Origin of the sequence: Gracilibacillus oryzae (assembly GCF_009498735.1) — a bacterium.
Classification (GTDB): domain Bacteria; phylum Bacillota; class Bacilli; order Bacillales; family Amphibacillaceae; genus Gracilibacillus; species Gracilibacillus oryzae.
Window position 1 is genome coordinate 290,005 of record NZ_ML762426.1, and the last position, 18,213, is coordinate 308,217.

Genomic DNA, 18,213 nt, shown 5'->3' on the forward strand with positions numbered 1-18,213 from the left:
GCTGTTTTTGCTTTTCCGCATTACGTTCTTTCGCACCCGTACGTGCATTGTCTCTTGCTTCGCTATGCAATATGCATTTTATCGTGATGGCAAGAGTCTCAGTGATATAGAAACTTATCGAAAAATAGCTATTGCAAATAATCTGGAGAAATAATATTCACATAGGAGACATAATAGATAAAGAGGAATAACACTTGGGAGTTTAGGTCAAATGATATGAGAAAAAGCCTTGTACCATTCTTATTGATACAAGGCTTCTTTCTATTTCTTAAAAAACTTCCCTGCAACAGGAATCTCCTTAAGATCGACAGCTTTCATCACAATCAGCAGCAACCCGTAAATCGCTGCCCCGACAGCAATCGCGACCATCACATAGCCCATCGCTATTAACCTTTAGTAGAAAAACGAAGGGGAATATACACTGTCCTATTAAATACTCTTCCTCCAGCCTTCATACCATTTTTTTATAAAACTACTCATAGGAAGATTAAGATCTTGTAAATATAATCTTAATTCATTGTATTGATGTTCCACCAATAAATGATAACCTAAACTAGCATATACCTGCATTAAGGAATAGTGGGCCTGTTCGTTGTCCGGGTTCATTTTACAGATCTTCAAATACCATTCGGCAGCTTTGTCTAAAGATCCTCTATCCCGATAGTAATTAGCAATTTGACTTGCTGCTTGTAACCAGATCATATCTAAACGTTCTCTCTCTGCAACTGCCCATAAATAATCATAACTTTCCAAAAATGAACCTGTATATAGCTTCAATATTTCTTCCAATTCAGAAATAGTTTCAGTGGAGATGTTTTTGTGATCTGATAATTGTTTCTCGAATTCTGCTACATCGATTTTCACATTGTTTAGTAATAGAATATAGCCTTTTTGATGATTTGTTATGGAGATATATCCCTCAAATTCTTTCACTGTTTTTCTCACATGGTGAATCGTTACATACAATTGGGAAATTGCTTTATCCACATCGATGTGTGGAAATAATACTTCTATTAATTCAGAACTATGGACAGCTCTCCCATGTTGTTGTAACAGGTATAAGAATAATTCTTTCGCTTTAGATGTCCGCCAATATACTATTCTTTGATCTTGGTTTAATAATGCAAAAGTTAATTCTTTGAATAAATTAATATGTAAAAGTGGTTTGTCATTGCTGTGGGATGTAATATCAGATGCCAGGAAAGCCCTTGCCCTTTCAAATGTAACTTGTAATCGTTTAAGCTCAATAGGCTTTACTATATAATCAAGGGCATCTATCTCAAATGCTTCTGCAGCATATTCTTTAAAAGCTGTTACAAATACGATAGGCTTCTTAGGGTGTGATTGCAGAATTTGCTTTGCTAATTGAAGCCCGCTTACTTCTGGCATTTCAATATCTATAAATATAAGATCTGCGTCTCTGATCTGATCCATTTTATTTGTAATGTAAGGCTGTGTATACTGGCCGATAATCTTAACATCCTTTAAATTCTTGATTTGATGTTCAAAAAACTTTAATGCATGAAGTTCATCATCAAAAAGAATGACTTTCACCGCTATCCCTCCGTAAAAGTGATTAAATTTTCCATAACAGTTAGCTCTAAAACCATAAATATGATATTACCAAAAAGTAGAATAATAGGGAAATAAATCGAAATAGTAATCTGATATATAGTATAATAGCAACTTTTGGTAAAAAGTGGGTAAATAGTGAGTAAATTTACATATTTATGCTGTGTTATTGTGGCTAAGTTGTTTAGGATTTGTATAGGTAAGATGACTAAAATATATAGTGATGTTCTGTCATAAAATTCTTAATAGGAAGGTGGAAGTAAATGAAGAAAGTACTCAGTATGTTATTTATTATGTTACTAGTCTTTCAGCCAGCGCTTATTTTTGTGTTGCCTGCAAATTTATCAGCTGCGGAGAATGGAGAGTCTCGTGTGATTCAAGATGTCCGTTATGAAGATTCGACTGGTACTTTAGTGGATTTAGAAACAACCAGCTTATCTGCTATTATGGTTACAACGGTATGGTCGTTAGAGAATACAGCCATAACAGATGGATATCAGGAAACGTATCAATTGCCAGATAAAGTAACCAATAATGAAGTGAAATCTGGTGTGCTAATGAATTCGGAGAACGATTTGGAGATAGGTACATACAAAGTAACGACAGATGGTCTGATAGCAGTTGTGTTTAACTCCAATGCAGTAGAACTGAATGCAAATGGCCAATTTTCATTTGAAGTCCAGGTTGACAATGGTAACCAAATGGAGGAAGTAAACAGTCCTGATGAACAACCTCATGAAGCTGATCAATTGGGTGACGAACAGACGGAAGAACCTGACTTACAAGGGGACGCTAGTGAGCAAGTGGGAGAAGAAATTGAAACAGATCCTGATTTAAATGAGAGCACTAGTGATCAAACGATAGACGAGACGGAAACTGAATCTGATCAAGTAACGGAAAGTGATACAGAACATCAACTTAATGATATAGATCAGACCGAAACTAGCTTAGAAGACGAATCAAGTGAAGAAGGTACATTTGAAGCACTAGAAATATCAGAAAGCATCCTGACAAATGTTTCATTAAAACAACGATTTGAAGATGGAAGTGAAAGTAAAGAATTAATACCTGGAAATGAAATTGTAGTTGATAACCCTTATAGTAATTTCAAAGTAGAGCTAAAATACGACTTTGCTCTTCCAAACGGACATAGCTATGGTGCAGGATCAACTTATACAATCACTATTCCAAACCAGTTTAGTATTCAACCAAATCCTGAACCAATATCGTTAAAGCGACCGGATGGATTAGAATTTGGCTCATTTACCGTAACGAGCAATAACCAAATAATTATTACATTCAATGAAAATATTGAAACTAATTCTAACATTAGTGGTTTTCTAACATTATCGTCAGAATTTGACCAGCATTATGCCGGATCAGCTGAAGGAGAAGCAATCACATTTCCACTTGAAGATGGTTCAACTATCTCCTTTCCAGTTAAATTCATTCCAAATGGTTCTTCGATTGACAAAAGAGGAGAAGCAGATAAATCGTATAATGCAAAGACGATTACATGGACAGTAGATTTTAATAAAGACTTACAAACAATAGAAAATGCAACAATTACTGATGAATTAACTGGAGATGGAGCACAGCAATTTGTTGCCGGATCGTTAAAAGTTTACAAGATCCATATGAATGCAGATGGTTCAATAGATGAAAGTAAAACAACCGAGTTAACGGGTCATAGTTTTGGTACATCTTTTCCACTAAATTTAGGTACCATTGATTCTGCTTATCGATTAGTATACGAGACAGAAATTACCGATAATACTGGTACTAATTATTGGAACAATGCTACATTAAATGGTGATAATATTGAGAAAGCTAGTGCAAGTGCTTCTGTTGCTGTAAAAAGAGGCCAACCACTTGAAAAACGAGCAGTTGGCTATGATGCAGCAACTCAAACCATTAAATGGGAAATAAAGTATAACTATGACGAAAAGGAAATTGAAGAATCAAAAGCGGTCTTACAAGATGTATTAGGAGAAAATCAACAACTTGTATCAGGCTCACTTGAAGTGGTAGAAGTCGAAATTGATCCTGAAACAGGTAATGAAACGGCAACCACTCCATTTACCGATTACAATGTTGATCCCGCAAGCACTGATTTCGAATTAAGTTTTCATCAAGCAATAGATAAAGCATACAAGATTACCTATGAAACAACAGCTGTGGATCGTGTAGAAGAAAATGCAACAATTACCAATAAAGTTAGTGATCAGTTTGGTAATGAAACAGAAGCTCAACAAGGAATTACCCAACAGATTTTTCACAAATGGAATAATGATAATGCGAATTACGATGCAAAGACAACCAGTTGGACAATGGCGATCAATCGTGACAAATACACGATGGAAAATGTTGTCCTAACGGATAAACTGCCTAAAGGTTTTACTCCTCGAGATGTAGTTGTGAAGCATGGCGAAGAGGGTTGGAATGAAACAGAAGATTATAGTTATACTTTTGATTCTTATTCACAAATGATAACCATTGAATTTGGGCAACCATTAACAGATCGAGTGGAAATTACTTACACAACAGATATTGACTTTAATCAAGTAGATTCCGATCGATCCTCATTTACCAATACAGCTTTCATCACTTGGAATCCTGAAGGTGAATCGACCGGAAAGAGTAAAACAGACAGCGCTACATTTACTCCTGACAATTTCACCGTAAATAATGGGTTTAAAGGTGGAAGCTATAATCCTGTTACGAAAACCATTGATTGGGAAATTGGTGTCAATTATAATTTAGTGACAATGGAAAATGCAGTTGTAGAGGATTATATAATTGGGGATCAGAACTTTGATATTAACACAGTTAAAGTGTATCACATGGATTTAACTGGCGGGAGCAATGGTATTGAGCAGGGTGAAGAGTTAGACTCGGCGGAATATGAAGTAGAATCTATTGCAGATGATGATGGTAATCAAGGTTTTAAAGTAACACTTCACGATATTGATTCACCATATAAAATTGTTTATCAAACAGATTTGATCGATCAATTAGTTGCTGATAAATATGAAAACACAGCAACAGTAACAAGTGATAACCGTGATACGTATGAACTTCATGCTTCCGTATCACCAGATTACGGTGGTGAGTATACAAATAAAACAGCCGAACAAAATAGTAGCAATCCGCGTGTAGTTAATTGGAGTGTTCGAATTAATTACGCACAATCTACTGTTTCGAATGTAAGTATCACTGATACGCCAAGTGTCAATCAGTCTTTACGGAAAGATTCGATTAAGCTTTATGACACTAATGTCACTACATCCGATATTTCAAAAGGTGAGCTATTAGAAGAAGGTACGGATTATACATTAACATTCCATGAAGAGGAAAATGGTGTTGTATCTTTTACATTGGATTTCATTGAAGAAACGATCGATACTGCTTATGTATTAGAATATGACACCTATATCATGTTTAAAGACGATGGTTATATAGAAAATACGATACGTTTTAATGGGGATCAAACAGAAGAGGTGCCCACTGACAATTCGTTAAGAAAAGCAATTAATTTCTCTCAAATTGGTGGAGGAATTGATGGAAAAGTCGGTAATTTAACTGTGACAAAGGTTGATGCTGACGATCAATCCCCTTTACCAGGCGCTGAATTCACATTGTATGATAAAGATGGAGAGCAAGTAATTTATACGGAAACAACAGAAGAGAACGGCCAAGTTACTTTTCATAACTTACTATACGGTGACTATGTATTAAAAGAATCTAACGCACCTTCAGGTTATGTTGTGGGGATTACTGATCAGCAGACTGTTACGATTGATAAAGATTCGATCAATTTAACGATTGAGAATAAGAAAAATATCCGCGGTGTAGAATTAACTAAAGTCGACGCAGAGACAAAAGAACCGTTAGATGGCGTTGTTTTTCAATTAGTTGATGCAGAGAGTAACCAGATTGTATTAGGATATGAAAATCTTGTAACAGATGAACATGGGAAGATTATTCTTTCAGAGCTGGATCCTGGAGATTACAGACTAGAAGAGGTGACACCACAATTAGGTTATAAGAAAATGGAATCTCCATTGGAATTTACGATTACTGCAACACAAACGGAAGTCATTCAACTTGAGGCAGAAAACGATATTATCAAGGGATCAATTCAATTAAATAAAGTAGATGGTGATAATAACAATGCCCCTCTTGCAGGAGTGGAATTCCAGCTGGAGGATGAAGAAGGAAACTTAATCGAGCGTGATGGCAGCACGACGTTTACAACAGATGAAAATGGAGAAATTGTGATTCATGATTTGCGTCCAGGTAACTATCAATTTATGGAACAAAAAACCCTGGAACATTATCAATTAATGGATACTCCAATTCCATTTGTTATTGAAAGAGCTCAATCAGAAACAGCGAAACTAACCATTCCAAATTATTTAATTACAGGATCAGTTCAGTTAACTAAACTAGCTGAAGGCAGTGATAAACCTTTAGCAGGAGCAGTTTTTGAAATTAGACAAGGGGATGCTGTGATTAAGGATAACTTAGTGACAGATTCGGATGGAAAAGTTGTCGTAGATGATTTAACACCAGGTGAATATCAATTTGTAGAAGTAAAAGCTCCTGCAGGCTATCATTTGGACCGCACACCAATTGACTTTACCATTGAGTTAAGTCAAACCGAAATAGAAGAACTAGTTGTTTATAATAAGAAAAGAGTAAGTAGTGGTGGAGGTTCAAATAATCCTGGCAACAATGAAGATGGAGAAGACCCAGGTAATGAAGACGGGGAAGATCCGGGCAATAATGACGGAGAAGTTCCAGGTAATGAAAATGAGGATGGTTCAGATAAGACAGATGATGGTTTGCAGAATGATGGAAGTGATAATGAATTATCCGGCAACAACGGGAATAATCAAGGCACTGAAGGAACTGAGGAAGACAACAATAAAAATTCATCAGAGAAACAACAGGATCATTCATTAGCAAATAATCATGAATTACCGAACACCGCAACGAATGTATTTAATATTGTACTCGCAGGGTTTGTGCTGCTGGCATCTGGCTTGATCCTACTTTTATCTAATAAGAGACGGCAAAGTAAGTAAAACTCAACTAAGAAGACATGATCATTTCAATTGATCATGTCTTCGTTTTTACTCTATTTTTTCGAAGATTTTGGTATCTGGAAGCTCACTTTCGTTCCCTCTCCTAGCTTACTGCTAATACTCAGGCCCTTTCCAAATAATTTCTTTAGGCGATTATTCGTATTAGTTAATCCAATACCGTTATGGGAGTGATCATTATTTACTATTGCGGCTATTTTTGATTCTTCGCAACCAACACCATTATCGATAACCTCTATTTGATAGTAAAGAGATCTCTCTATTATCTTAATCCAGATAACTCCGCCATTCATTTGTTTTAATATGCCATGTTTTATCGCATTCTCTACCAGTGTCTGGATCGACAAAGGTGGAATTTCAATGTTGATATTGTCATCCACTTCCCACATCACATTGACTCTATCATCGAACCTTTTTTTATTGATATAGACATAGGAACGGACAAGTTCTAATTCATCACTTAATGGCACAAGTGGCAATGTATTTTTGATATCAAAACTTCTGTATAAATAGTTTCCAAATTCATTTAACAGCTCAGTCATTTTTTCTGCATCAAACGTACTGAGTGATGCAATAGTATTGAGTGTATTGAAAATAAAATGTGGCTTTATTTGCGCTTGCAGCCAAGCAGCTTCCATCCGTAATTGTTCATTTACCGACCGTTTTAAATCTGTTAAGGCTTGCACCCGTGCTTGTAATTCCAGTGCGTCGACAGGTTTTGTAATATAGTCATTTGCCCCAGCACGAAATCCACTGTAAATATCTTCTGGTTGGTTTCTTGCTGTCAATAATAGAATGGGCAATTCGGATAATTTATATTTTGTCCTGATTCTTCTTGTCAACTCATAACCGGAAATTTTCGGCATCATTACATCTGTTATGATTAAGTCCCAACTTTTTTCGTTTATCTTATTTACTGCAGCTTCTGGCCTTGTTGTTGTAACAACCTGATAGCTTGATCCTAATAAATTCTGAATAACTTTTAAGTTAATTGGATCATCATCAATTACAAGAATACTAGGATCTGTGTTTTTACCTGGAACATAATTATCGGCTTCAGGCAGTAATGAAGAGTCTGCTTGATTTATAATTGTCTCTGTATGCTGCGTTAATTGGTGATTCGTACTGTTAATTGCTAGTGGTATACTAAATGTAAATGTCGTTCCTTTTCCGACTTCTGAGTGAACACTAATTTCTCCACCGTGGAGCTCAATCATCTGTCTGCAAATATTAAGACCTAATCCAATCCCTCCACTGTCTACTTCCATTTTGCTAAGTTTTTCATAAGGAAGGAAAATCCTTTCCAGATCAGCGTCACTAATCCCAATTCCAGTATCTTTTACGGAAATAATGGCAAACTCCTTTTGTTTATTTGCATTAACGGTTACAGAGCCAGTGTCTGTGAATTTAACTGCATTATGAATAAGATTAAACAATATGCGAATCATTCTATTCTCATCTGCTTCTATTAATGGGAATGAAGAGGAGATTTCATTTTTAATGGTTATTTTTTTATTTTCAGATAAAAATTGAACCATCTCAATCACAACAGTGGTTAGTTGTGGTAGATTTATCATTTGCTTGTTTAATTGCAGCTTGCTTTCTTTTAATCTGGTAATGTCTAGAATATCGTTTAATGTAAGTGTAAGCTGATGACCAATTTGTATAAGTAAATTCAAATTATTTTTCGTTTCGTTATCTAATTGCTGATCATTATTTATTAAAATAGATTGTGCAATATTAATGATTCCATGTAATGGATTTCTTATCTCATGAGAAGTGTTGGCGAGAAATTGATCCTTTTTCTTATCTTCTTCTACTAATTTAGCTGTTTGTTCCTCTGTTAATTCGACTAAGTGTATATGTCTTCTGAATAATAATATTGCAATCAGAACAATGGAGATAAAAAAGTCAAATGGATAAAATGGAAATTCTATTTGTCCAGTCTGAATAGCAGCCCCCCAAATAATATTCGATGTGTAGCTGCAAATGAATAATAGAATAAATATAGCGTTATTGTCTCCGTTTCTTATATGCTTCAATGTTGTCATAAACATGTAAGAAATAGAGATAAAATAGTATAAATATAAAGCCATTACCAAATAGACAAAATAATGAAACGGAAAAATAAATAAAGTTAACACAGATAAAACGATATTACTGATTGTCAATATTTTAATGAAAGTTGTATTTGTTCTATATAAATGATGAATAAATTTAATCAATACATAGAGTGTAAGAATAAAGATAAACATTAAAAATCGAAAGGAAAAAGCAGTGTCGAATGGCAATTGAATAAATACTTCATCATCGATTAAATTACCTGACGCTAACAATAACAGCATAAAACCAAAGTAAATCAATTCTTTCTGTGATTTTCCTCTTCCTAGTAAAACAAGGGTAAATGCGTAGAATGCATGCAAAAGGAAAATGACGATAACAACTAGTTGCAGGAATTCTAACGTATTCGTTTCATGTAAGATAGCTTCTTCTGTACCAAATGTTATGGATTCATTTATCCCGCAGAAGAAGGGTATTTCATAATTGGATACTTGAATAATAATCTCCAATTGATTGTTATCAGAATAGAATAACGCAGTATAAGGTCCGCGAAAAGTTGCTGGCTCTATTTGGTTTGCTGCCGGTTGATTGAGCTTTGCTTCCTTAGAACCATTTACAATTATATTAGCTGCTGTATGTATATTATTTATGCGCAATCCGTACAGATTTTGATCTGTTTCAGGTAAGAGAACGGTTAAACGATAGCTTCCATAACCATACCCTGCAGAAATGGGATGATTACTGTCTAATGTTTCGCTCCAGTCTCCCGGTACTGTGATGAATTGTTTATCCGCATCATCCGGATTATTGGAGATGAATTCATTTGGATAAAAATACCATTCGCCATTAAGAGCTATCGTCGTATCCTTATTTAATTCTATGTTTCTTAAATCTAACACACCATTTTCAGCCGTTGGGTTGGCTGTATTTTGATGATAATTAATCCAGATGATACGAAAAGTTACCAAAAGACTAATAAAAAGCAGAAGGATCATGAAGATCTTTGTTTTTGACATTACCTGTTTATTCACCATTACTTTGTTCATCCCCACTCATTCATAGTTCAAAAATGAAAGTACTTACTGTAGAATAGGTTCATTATGCCTGTACATGGTGACTATCTTTATATAAAACCATTCATGATCATTACCGAATATATGCCGAGACAGAAATCATGTACATTTTTTTATGCAAAAAACATGTTCTGCCATCGCTCGCAAAATAAAGAGCTCCGTTATTTCACACGGACAAAAACAAGCATCCCACGAAAATCTCGTACAATGCTTGTTTGGATTTTACTTCTTAAAAAACTTCCCAACAACAGGAATCTCCTTAAGATCAACAGCTTTCATCACAATCAGCAGCAATCCGTAAATCACTGCCCCAACAGCAATCGCCACCATCACATAGCCCATCGCCATTAATCTTGTCATCTCACTCACATCAAAATAGAATAGCGGAGTCCCAATCACTGCTCCCATTACAATCGATGCAAACAAGATTTTGAAAATACTTTTATCAAACAAGCGGAACGGGATATGCTTGTTAATAATGATTGTGTTCACAATTGAGATCACAATATAAACGAACAGTGTTGCCCATGCGGCGCCGACTAAGTCGAACCATTGGATGAACAGCAGATTGGAAACTGTTTTTAACGCAACACCAGCTAAGATCACATAAGCAGCGGTCCGTGCCAGATTCATCCCCTGCAAAATTCCTGTGCCAAGCAAGGTGAAGGATGTGAAAACAGAGCTTGCATTAATGATTGCGAGCATTGTATTACCTTCCATGTTGGTAAATAAGCCTATGTTCAATGGCGAAGTTAATACAAGCAGACCAACCGCTGCCGGCCAGGAAATTAAATGGGTCATGCGGAATGTCTTTTCAATAATCGCTTTTGTTCCATCCTTGTCCTTGTTCAATAGTTTCTGTGTGATCAATGGCACCAATGGCAGCACGATGGATGTAGCAAAAACGGTGGCAATTTGGACAAGTGCCAATCCACGACTGTAGATACCAAATAGATAATCAATATTATCACCATCGACACCAGATGCGCGCAGTCCATAGGAAACGGTAAAGGAATCAACAAAATTGAACAATGCCATTGTCAGGGAACCAATCGCAATCGGAATCGAGATAGCTAATGTAATTTTGATCCATTTTTTGAAAATCTGGAAGGAATATTTATGTCCTTCCGGCTTCTGAATACCTGCACGCTGATATTTTAGTCGAAGGTAGAATAAAGATGCTAATGCTCCAACAATGGAACCAATCATTACCCCACCAGCAACGATCTCGTCAGAATAACCTTGTTCCACCAGATAATAGGCAATTACAAGAATCAGCCCGACACGGATGAATTGCTCTAATACCTGGGAAAGGGCAGTTGGCTTCATGTCGCCGATCCCTTGGAAATAGCCGCGGTAAACGGCCATATATGGTGCAACTAGCAAGGTCCCTGCCACTACAATTAACGCTAGTTTTGCATTTGGGCTTCCCCAGAACACATTGACAATCCAGTCAGATAAACTGAAAACTACCAAGAAGCTGATGATCCCAAACAGGATGGCCAGCAAACTTGCGGTAAGATAAATTTCTCTCACTGACTGTTTGTCCTGCTTGGCCTGTGCTTCTGCAATCAATTTGGAGATCGCAAGCGGCAGCCCTGCAACAGACAGGATGAGTGCAACCATATAGACAGGGTACACTAAGCTGAAGATTCCGAATACTTCATCACCGGCAATATTCTGCAAGGGAATCCGGAAAACACTGCCAAGCACTTTGGACAATAATGTTGCGATTGTTAAGATGATTGTACTTTTGACAAATGTAGAGGAACTCATGACCGTTTTCCTTTTCCTGTTACTTTCATTCCCAGCACTTTTAAGCCGAAGTGGGGAAGGGCCATCATTCTTCTCCATCTGCTAGGCTGTTTGACTAAGCGGTATAGCCATTCCAGATTCAGTTTCTGCCATACAACTGGTGCACGTTTCACTGTTCCTGCGATGACATCAAACGATCCGCCGATTCCGATAAAAATACCATGCGAAAATCTGTCAATATTTTCTGCAATCCATTTTTCCTGTCTTGGTACACCTAAAGCGACAAATGTCATATCAGGCTTGAGCTGGTCAATTTCATCGGCAATCTGGTTATTTTTCCAGTCAAAAAAGCCGTCATGGGAGCCGACGATTTTTACATTCGGATAATCTTTTTCAATATTGGCTTTCGTTTTTTCCAATGTTTCTGGCTGTGCGCCGAGCAGGTAAATTGAGTAATGATGCTTGTTGGCTTTTTCCAGTAATTGAATCATCGTGTCATAACCTGTTACCCTTCCAGGCAATGGATCGTTTAACAGCTTGGCACCGATCACCACACCGATTCCATCTGCTGTTACATAGGTTGCTTTTTGAATATATTGTTTAAAGGTTGGATCTTCCTGTGCTTTCATAACAATCTCCGGATTTGCCGTGATAACAAATGTCTTCTCCTTTGATTGAATACGTTCATCTATTAAGGAAACAAAACTGGACTGATCCGTATGTATAAAAGGAACATCCATAATATTAACTGTCTTCATGTTTACTAACTCCTCCGTCTAAAGATACACTAATAAATCTTACCATAAAAATAGAAGGAAACATATAAGTCTCCTTCTATTTTCGATCATTTTCTATTGTAGGGTAAGCTCATCCTGATGGATAAAGCCTTCTTTGCCATCTACTGTCACATAATACCATTCTCCCTGCTGGAAGACTGTATTAACTTTTGCGTTTTTTTGCAGTTCGGCAATGACTTCATAACCTTGCTCTAATGCATCTGATCTAATGACAACATCATCTTTGTTTACGACTGCATTGCCATCTTCTGCAGTTAAAGGCACATTGTTCGATCTTACAGGTGAATCGTCCTCTGTAGCGTCCGTATCTTCACCATTTTCCTGATCTACTGAATCAGTCGTTTCTTCGGCAGTGTCTTCGGTTGTTTGCTCATCTTTCTCTTCTGTATCAGGGTCTTGCTCTGTACTGGGAGTTTCTTCAGCTTGCATTTGCTTCATTTTTGCTTCTGTTACAAGATAGTCGCCATGCACCCAGCCAGTTTTGCCGTTTGCTGTAATCTTGTACCAGACATTGTTATGGCCGACGATCGTTACTTTTGTTCCTTCAGGCAATTGTGTAATCACATCATAGCTTGTGGTAGGACCTGTCCGGAAGTTCAAGTAATCAGCCGTTGTATATCTGATTTGACCAGCTAAGCTTGTATCAACAAAGTATTGTGCCAAACCTGTTGGCTTCGATGTTTTGCCAGGCTGATTGTTGAATGCCGGCACATCAAAGTGAAGTACTTTGTTATCAAGCAGGCTGTACATTGAATCCATTTTTTCTGATTGGATGGTTGCCCACATTACATGTGTTGCGTATTGCGGATATCCCGGGCTGTCCGGATTCCATCTCATTTTGTACAAGGTGTTCTGGCCATCATTTATATAGTTATTGGCAATATCTGTTGCCCCGCCAATAATCGCATCTTTTACCGTAAACCACTTGTTATCAAACGCGTATTTCGCGCCGCCTCTGATTGGGTTACTGTCTCGTGCGCCATATCCGTATACATTGTAAACAGTATGTTCTGCTTCTTCTTCTGACACAATGTTCCCTTTATCATCAACAGGAATTCCTTTTGCCAGACTGGAAGCACCATTGCCTGTTTCATGCAGAGCATGGGCAATCAGGTAGATTTCATTCACATTGTTTTTCTTTCCTGCTTCAATAAAGGCACTCGCCTGACCTGTTAATACACCTTTATTTGTCAGGATTTGTCTGTTAATTTCGTTTGCGTCACCGCCAGCAGTTTTCGACAGATCAAGGAACTGGAAGAATCCGCTGGTTCCCTGTGTGAAGTTGCTAGGGTTGGCATAGTATTCTATCATTGCACTGCTGGCGATATAAATACCGGCACCATCTGCTTTTGGTGTTCTTGTCATTTGTGTATTTACCATATCGGCAAAAGAATAATTATAGTGTGTCTTCTCTACAACGATTGTTTGCGGATTGTCTTTTTTATTAAGCAAGCGAACGATAACGGCTGCTGTTTCGCCTCTTGTTGTAAAATCTTTAGGTGCAAAACGATTGCCGCCTTTTCCAACCATGATGTTTAAGTGGAGCATAAACTTAACAGATGAATGGAATACAGGATTGATCTCGTTGTTATCCGCGAATGTCAGCGGCTTTTCCCCATAGGGAATTCCCTCGGCAGTTGCGGCACGGTGAAGAATGGAAGCCATCTCTTGTCTGGTAATATTGTCATTTGGCTTGAAGTCTCCGCCTGGATAACCGGAGATGAATCCATGGCTTGTCCCGATAGAAACGGCATCATAGTACCATTCCCCTTCCTTAACGTCTGAGAAGGTTTTGGTGTCTCCATTCGCAGACAGATCAAGGGCTCTTACTAGTAAAGAAGTGAATTCTGCTCTGGATACTTGTTTATCCGGCCTGTAGGTGCCATCTTCATAACCCTTGAACACGCCCTTGCTGACCAAGCTTCTTATCTGATCCTCAAAAAAGTGGCCAGAAAGATCATCTGCTGCAGATGCAACTCGTGGTGACAGGAATCCGAGAACTAATGATAGACTGAGTAGACAGGTAAAAAACTTTCTCATTTTGTGACTTTTCCTCCTTATAAATATGTAAGTTGACTGATGAGAAATCTGCTGAAAATATTTCCAATAGTCTATTGAAAATATTGCGGAGTGTGATATATTGTAATGAGTAAAACAATGGAAACGAATTAATCTAGTAATCTAGTAATCTTTCATTAACACAATTTCCCACACGCTCAAGCATACATCACTTTCTCCTTTTGGTAAAGAGGATATTATTCCTATTTTCCTCTAATTTTACAAATTGAGAAAATGCTAGTTTTCCATATACTACTAAACTATTTTACATAAGAAAGGAAAATGAAGAATGCAGAAGAAAGTTCTATGCTCCGCCCTGTTTTTGATGGTGTTATCCCTCGCTGTTTTTGGCCAGGCAGTATCAGCGAAATCATTACCGGATGTTCCGGAAAAGTATGCTGACATGATTAACCCTTTAATTGAAGAAGGGATTATCAGCGGGTACACAGACGGTACGTTCAAGCCAAATAATGAAGTAACAAGAGCTGAGGCAGCAACGATGATTGGAAAGGCACTAGATTTAAATGGTGATCAAACATCATCCAGCTTGTTTACAGATGTGGACGCATCCCATTTTGCCTCAGGTTATATCGAATCCGCTGTTAAAGAAAAAATTGTACTAGGTTATCCTAACGGCGAATTCAGACCAGAAAATTCGATTAACAGGGGAGAAATGGCGATCATTATTTCCCGTGCGTTTGATCTGAGTGAAACTGCAGAAATCAGTTTTTCCGATGTTGCGGGCACGAATTACGAAGTAGAGGTAAGTAAAGTTTACGCAAGCGGAATTGTCTCAGGATACCCTGACGGCACATTCAGACCAGACAAGTCCATTAATCGGGCAGAGTTCTCGATCATGATGTACAATGCGCTGAACCCGGTTGTTGATAAGCCGCAGCCAAAGCCGGATCCAGAGCCTAAGCCAGAACCGAAACCTGAGCCAAAGCCAAAGCCAGAACCGGACAAGCCGATAGCAGTAAAATATGTGAATGTTACAACATCACTTAATGTGCGCAGCGGGCCTGGTACATCTTACGCAAAAGTTGGCAGTTTATACCGAAACAATCAAGTAAACGTAATGAAATATGCCGGAGATTGGGCGCAAATTCAATCAGGCACGATAAAAGGTTATGTACATACAGATTATTTAATGGATAAAAAAGAAGAACTAAGAGGTATTATTGCAATTGATGCAGGTCACGGTGATCAAGATCCAGGAGCTGTAGCAAATGGTGTCAGAGAGAAGGATCTGAACCTTGATGTTGCGAAATATGTCCAAAAATATCTGGAAGCAGAAGGCATCAAAGTGATCATGACAAGAACAGATGATACGTTCCTATCACTGGGCAGGCGTGTGGAAGTTGCAGAGAATGCGAATGCTGATGCGTTTATCAGTATCCATGCCAATGCCGCAACAGCAAGTGCTAATGGAACAGAAACTTATTATTCTGCAGCTTCATTAAATAGCAGAGCAGCAGACAGCAAGCAGTTAGCAGGATTTGTTCAGACAAGGTTAGTTAAGGCATTAGGTACAAATGATCGTGGCGTGAAAGAAGCTGGATTCCAGGTAATCAAAAATACTTCCTTGCCTTCCGCACTTGTAGAATTAGGTTTCTTAACAAACCAAGGTGATGTAAAAATCTTGCTTGCTAAAAAAGAAGAAGCAGGAAAAGCAATTGCACAAGGAATCATGGATTATATGAATTGGAAGGAATAATGAATTGAAAAAACTATTTTTAATCATCGCTTTATTTCTTTTTGTCACAACGAACAGCCTGGAAATAGAGGCAAGTGAAGAGTCTGCAGAAACAAGAGTAATCGCAGGTTTTGACAAGTCGATTGATTTATCTGTTCTTGAAGGAATCCCATATCAATTGCATCATACACATGACAGCATTGATGCTGTATCCATCTCGTTACCATCCGATTATGTTGATGGCTTATCAAAGATAGACGAAATAGACTGGGTAGAAAATGATCAGGTAGTCAAAACAAACTTCCAATCGTTAAGCTGGGCGAATGATGTAATCAGCAGTAATTTCTATCAGGATAACAGCATAACAGGGAAAGGTGTCGAAATCGGTGTGATTGATACAGGAATAAGAATGGACCATCCAGATTTAAACGTAGTAGATGGTGTGAGTTTTGTTGAAGGAATGTCCTCCTATGAAGATAATAATGGTCACGGTACGCATGTTGCAGGTATTATTGGTGCACTGAATAATGATGAAGGTGTCGTAGGCGTTGCACCAGATACTGACCTTTACGCGATCAAATCATTGGACATTAACGGAGAAGGACGACAGGCGGATATTATCGAAGGGGTTGAATGGGCAATCGCACAAGACTTGGATATTATCAATCTAAGTGTGACAACTCCAATCCCGTCGATAGCATTAAAAAAAGCAGTCGAAGCAGCAGATGAAGCAGGAATCCTGGTTGTCGCAGCTTCCGGAAATGCAGAAGATGGAGAAGGACAAATTACCGATGATGTCCTCTTCCCCTCACGTTTTTCCAGTGTGATAAGTGTTGGCGCGATTGATAAAAGATTAGAGAAAACCTACTTTTCCTATCAGGGCGCGTCACTGGACTTTGTCGCACCAGGTGAAGATATCTACAGTACGTATTTCGAAGCCCCTGATTATATTACAATGAGCGGAACATCAATGGCCGCGCCGTATGTTACAGGGATATTGGCACTATATAAAGAAGTGTATCCAGATATGGACAATCAGTCGCTGATAAAAATTGTCCAAAACAAAGCCAAAGATATTGGCGCAAAAGGCAGAGACGATGTATACGGCTATGGATTGATTCAAGGACCGGACAGCTGGTTCTGGGATGTTGATCCATCCAGCTGGTTCGCAGATTATGTCTATTTATTACGCCAGTCTGAATATATCGGCGGCTATCCTGACGGCTCCTATCAGGCAGAAAATCAAATTACAAGAGGAGAAGTCGCAACAGTGATTGGTTCCATTTTAGAAATGGACGGAACAAACCGCTTAACGGACTTCACTGACGTAAACCTCGATTACTTTGCTTCAGGATATATTGATTCCCTGACAGCAGCTAATATTGTCTCAGGTTATCCAAACAAGACATTTATGCCGGAAAAAGCAATCACAAGAGGAGAAGCAGCAGTCCTCATCCAAACCGCTTTTTCATTAAATGCCGACAGCGAGAATCAGTTCGGTGACGTGAATGCTGACAGATTCTATGCAGATGCCGTCAATGATCTAGCAGTGCTGGACATCATATCAGGTTATCCGAACGGTCAGTTTAAGCCGGAAAATCAAATATCAAGAGCAGAATTTTCCGTTATGGTCGGGAAAATTTTAGACGAAGCGTTTCAGAGTTAGTGAGAGTCCTTTCACCTTGGTGGTGAGAGGGCTTTTTTTTTGTTGTGTGGAGGAGGAGGTGAGGTGGATGCCGTGAGTGGGCTGGAGAGCGGGCGTGAAGATGTTTGGGAGGAGGCTGATTGCTTTGAGAGTTTCGCGGAGGAGAAGTGAAGGTATTCAGAAGGAGTCTGAATGCCATGAGAGGAGCGGGAAGGAGAAGCGAAGGCATTCAGAAGGAGTCTGAATGCCATGAGGGGAACGGGAAGGAGGGGTGAAGGTATTCAGAAGGAGTCTGAATGCCATGAGGGGAGCAGGGAGGAGAAGTGAAGGTATTTAGAAGGAGTCTGAATGCCATGAGGGGAGTGAGTCAGGGTTAAGCCAGTATAATTGTGTAAAAAGAAAAGCCATTATAGCTTTCCTCATGATACAATGTTTTCAACCACGATAA

The 18,213-nt window shown here is 38.3% G+C and carries 8 protein-coding genes and 1 pseudogene; 4 read left to right on the forward strand and 5 right to left on the reverse strand.

Translation table 11 applies throughout. The annotated features are described in order from the left end of the window. Positions 1 to 11 precede the first annotated feature (11 nt). Positions 12 to 148, forward strand: a pseudogene (locus F9U64_RS22870) (DsbA family protein); the annotation flags it as partial. Between the two features lie 281 nt (positions 149 to 429). Here the strand turns inward: F9U64_RS22870 and F9U64_RS06840 are convergent. Continuing rightward, a complete protein-coding gene (locus tag F9U64_RS06840; protein ID WP_153402256.1) occupies positions 430 to 1,554 on the reverse strand; it encodes a response regulator in 1,125 nt (374 codons plus the stop codon). Positions 1,555 to 1,835: 281 nt separating this feature from the next. Here F9U64_RS06840 and F9U64_RS06845 point away from each other — a divergent pair, with 281 nt between their 5' ends. Further along, the gene (locus F9U64_RS06845; RefSeq protein ID WP_153402257.1) at positions 1,836 to 6,662 is read left to right on the forward strand and encodes a collagen binding domain-containing protein; all 4,827 of its coding nucleotides are present in this window, start codon (positions 1,836 to 1,838) and stop codon (positions 6,660 to 6,662) included. A gap of 53 nt (positions 6,663 to 6,715) precedes the next feature. Here F9U64_RS06845 and F9U64_RS06850 read toward each other — a convergent pair whose 3' ends face one another. The 4 genes from F9U64_RS06850 to F9U64_RS06865 form a co-directional block, all read right to left on the reverse strand. Next, entirely contained in the window at positions 6,716 to 9,775 is a 3,060-nt protein-coding gene (locus F9U64_RS06850; protein ID WP_194287300.1) for a hybrid sensor histidine kinase/response regulator, read from the reverse strand. Positions 9,776 to 10,036: 261 nt separating this feature from the next. After that, on the reverse strand, positions 10,037 to 11,590 hold the full coding sequence (locus F9U64_RS06855) for a putative polysaccharide biosynthesis protein (protein WP_153402259.1): 1,554 nt from the start codon (positions 11,588 to 11,590) through the stop codon (positions 10,037 to 10,039). After that, a complete protein-coding gene (locus tag F9U64_RS06860) occupies positions 11,587 to 12,327 on the reverse strand; it encodes a WecB/TagA/CpsF family glycosyltransferase (protein ID WP_153402260.1) in 741 nt (246 codons plus the stop codon). The genes F9U64_RS06855 and F9U64_RS06860 overlap by 4 nt, the downstream gene beginning before the upstream one ends. Positions 12,328 to 12,420: 93 nt before the next feature. Then, the gene (locus F9U64_RS06865; RefSeq protein ID WP_153402261.1) at positions 12,421 to 14,406 is read right to left on the reverse strand and encodes an S-layer homology domain-containing protein; all 1,986 of its coding nucleotides are present in this window, start codon (positions 14,404 to 14,406) and stop codon (positions 12,421 to 12,423) included. Positions 14,407 to 14,713: 307 nt separating this feature from the next. Between F9U64_RS06865 and F9U64_RS06870 the strand changes: the two genes are divergently transcribed. Further along, complete coding sequence (locus tag F9U64_RS06870) at positions 14,714 to 16,141, forward strand: N-acetylmuramoyl-L-alanine amidase (RefSeq protein WP_153402262.1); 1,428 nt, start codon at positions 14,714 to 14,716, stop codon at positions 16,139 to 16,141. Positions 16,142 to 16,145: 4 nt separating this feature from the next. After that, positions 16,146 to 17,786, forward strand: coding sequence for a S8 family peptidase (locus F9U64_RS06875; RefSeq protein WP_153402263.1), 1,641 nt, complete (start codon positions 16,146 to 16,148; stop codon positions 17,784 to 17,786). Positions 17,787 to 18,213 lie beyond the last annotated feature (427 nt).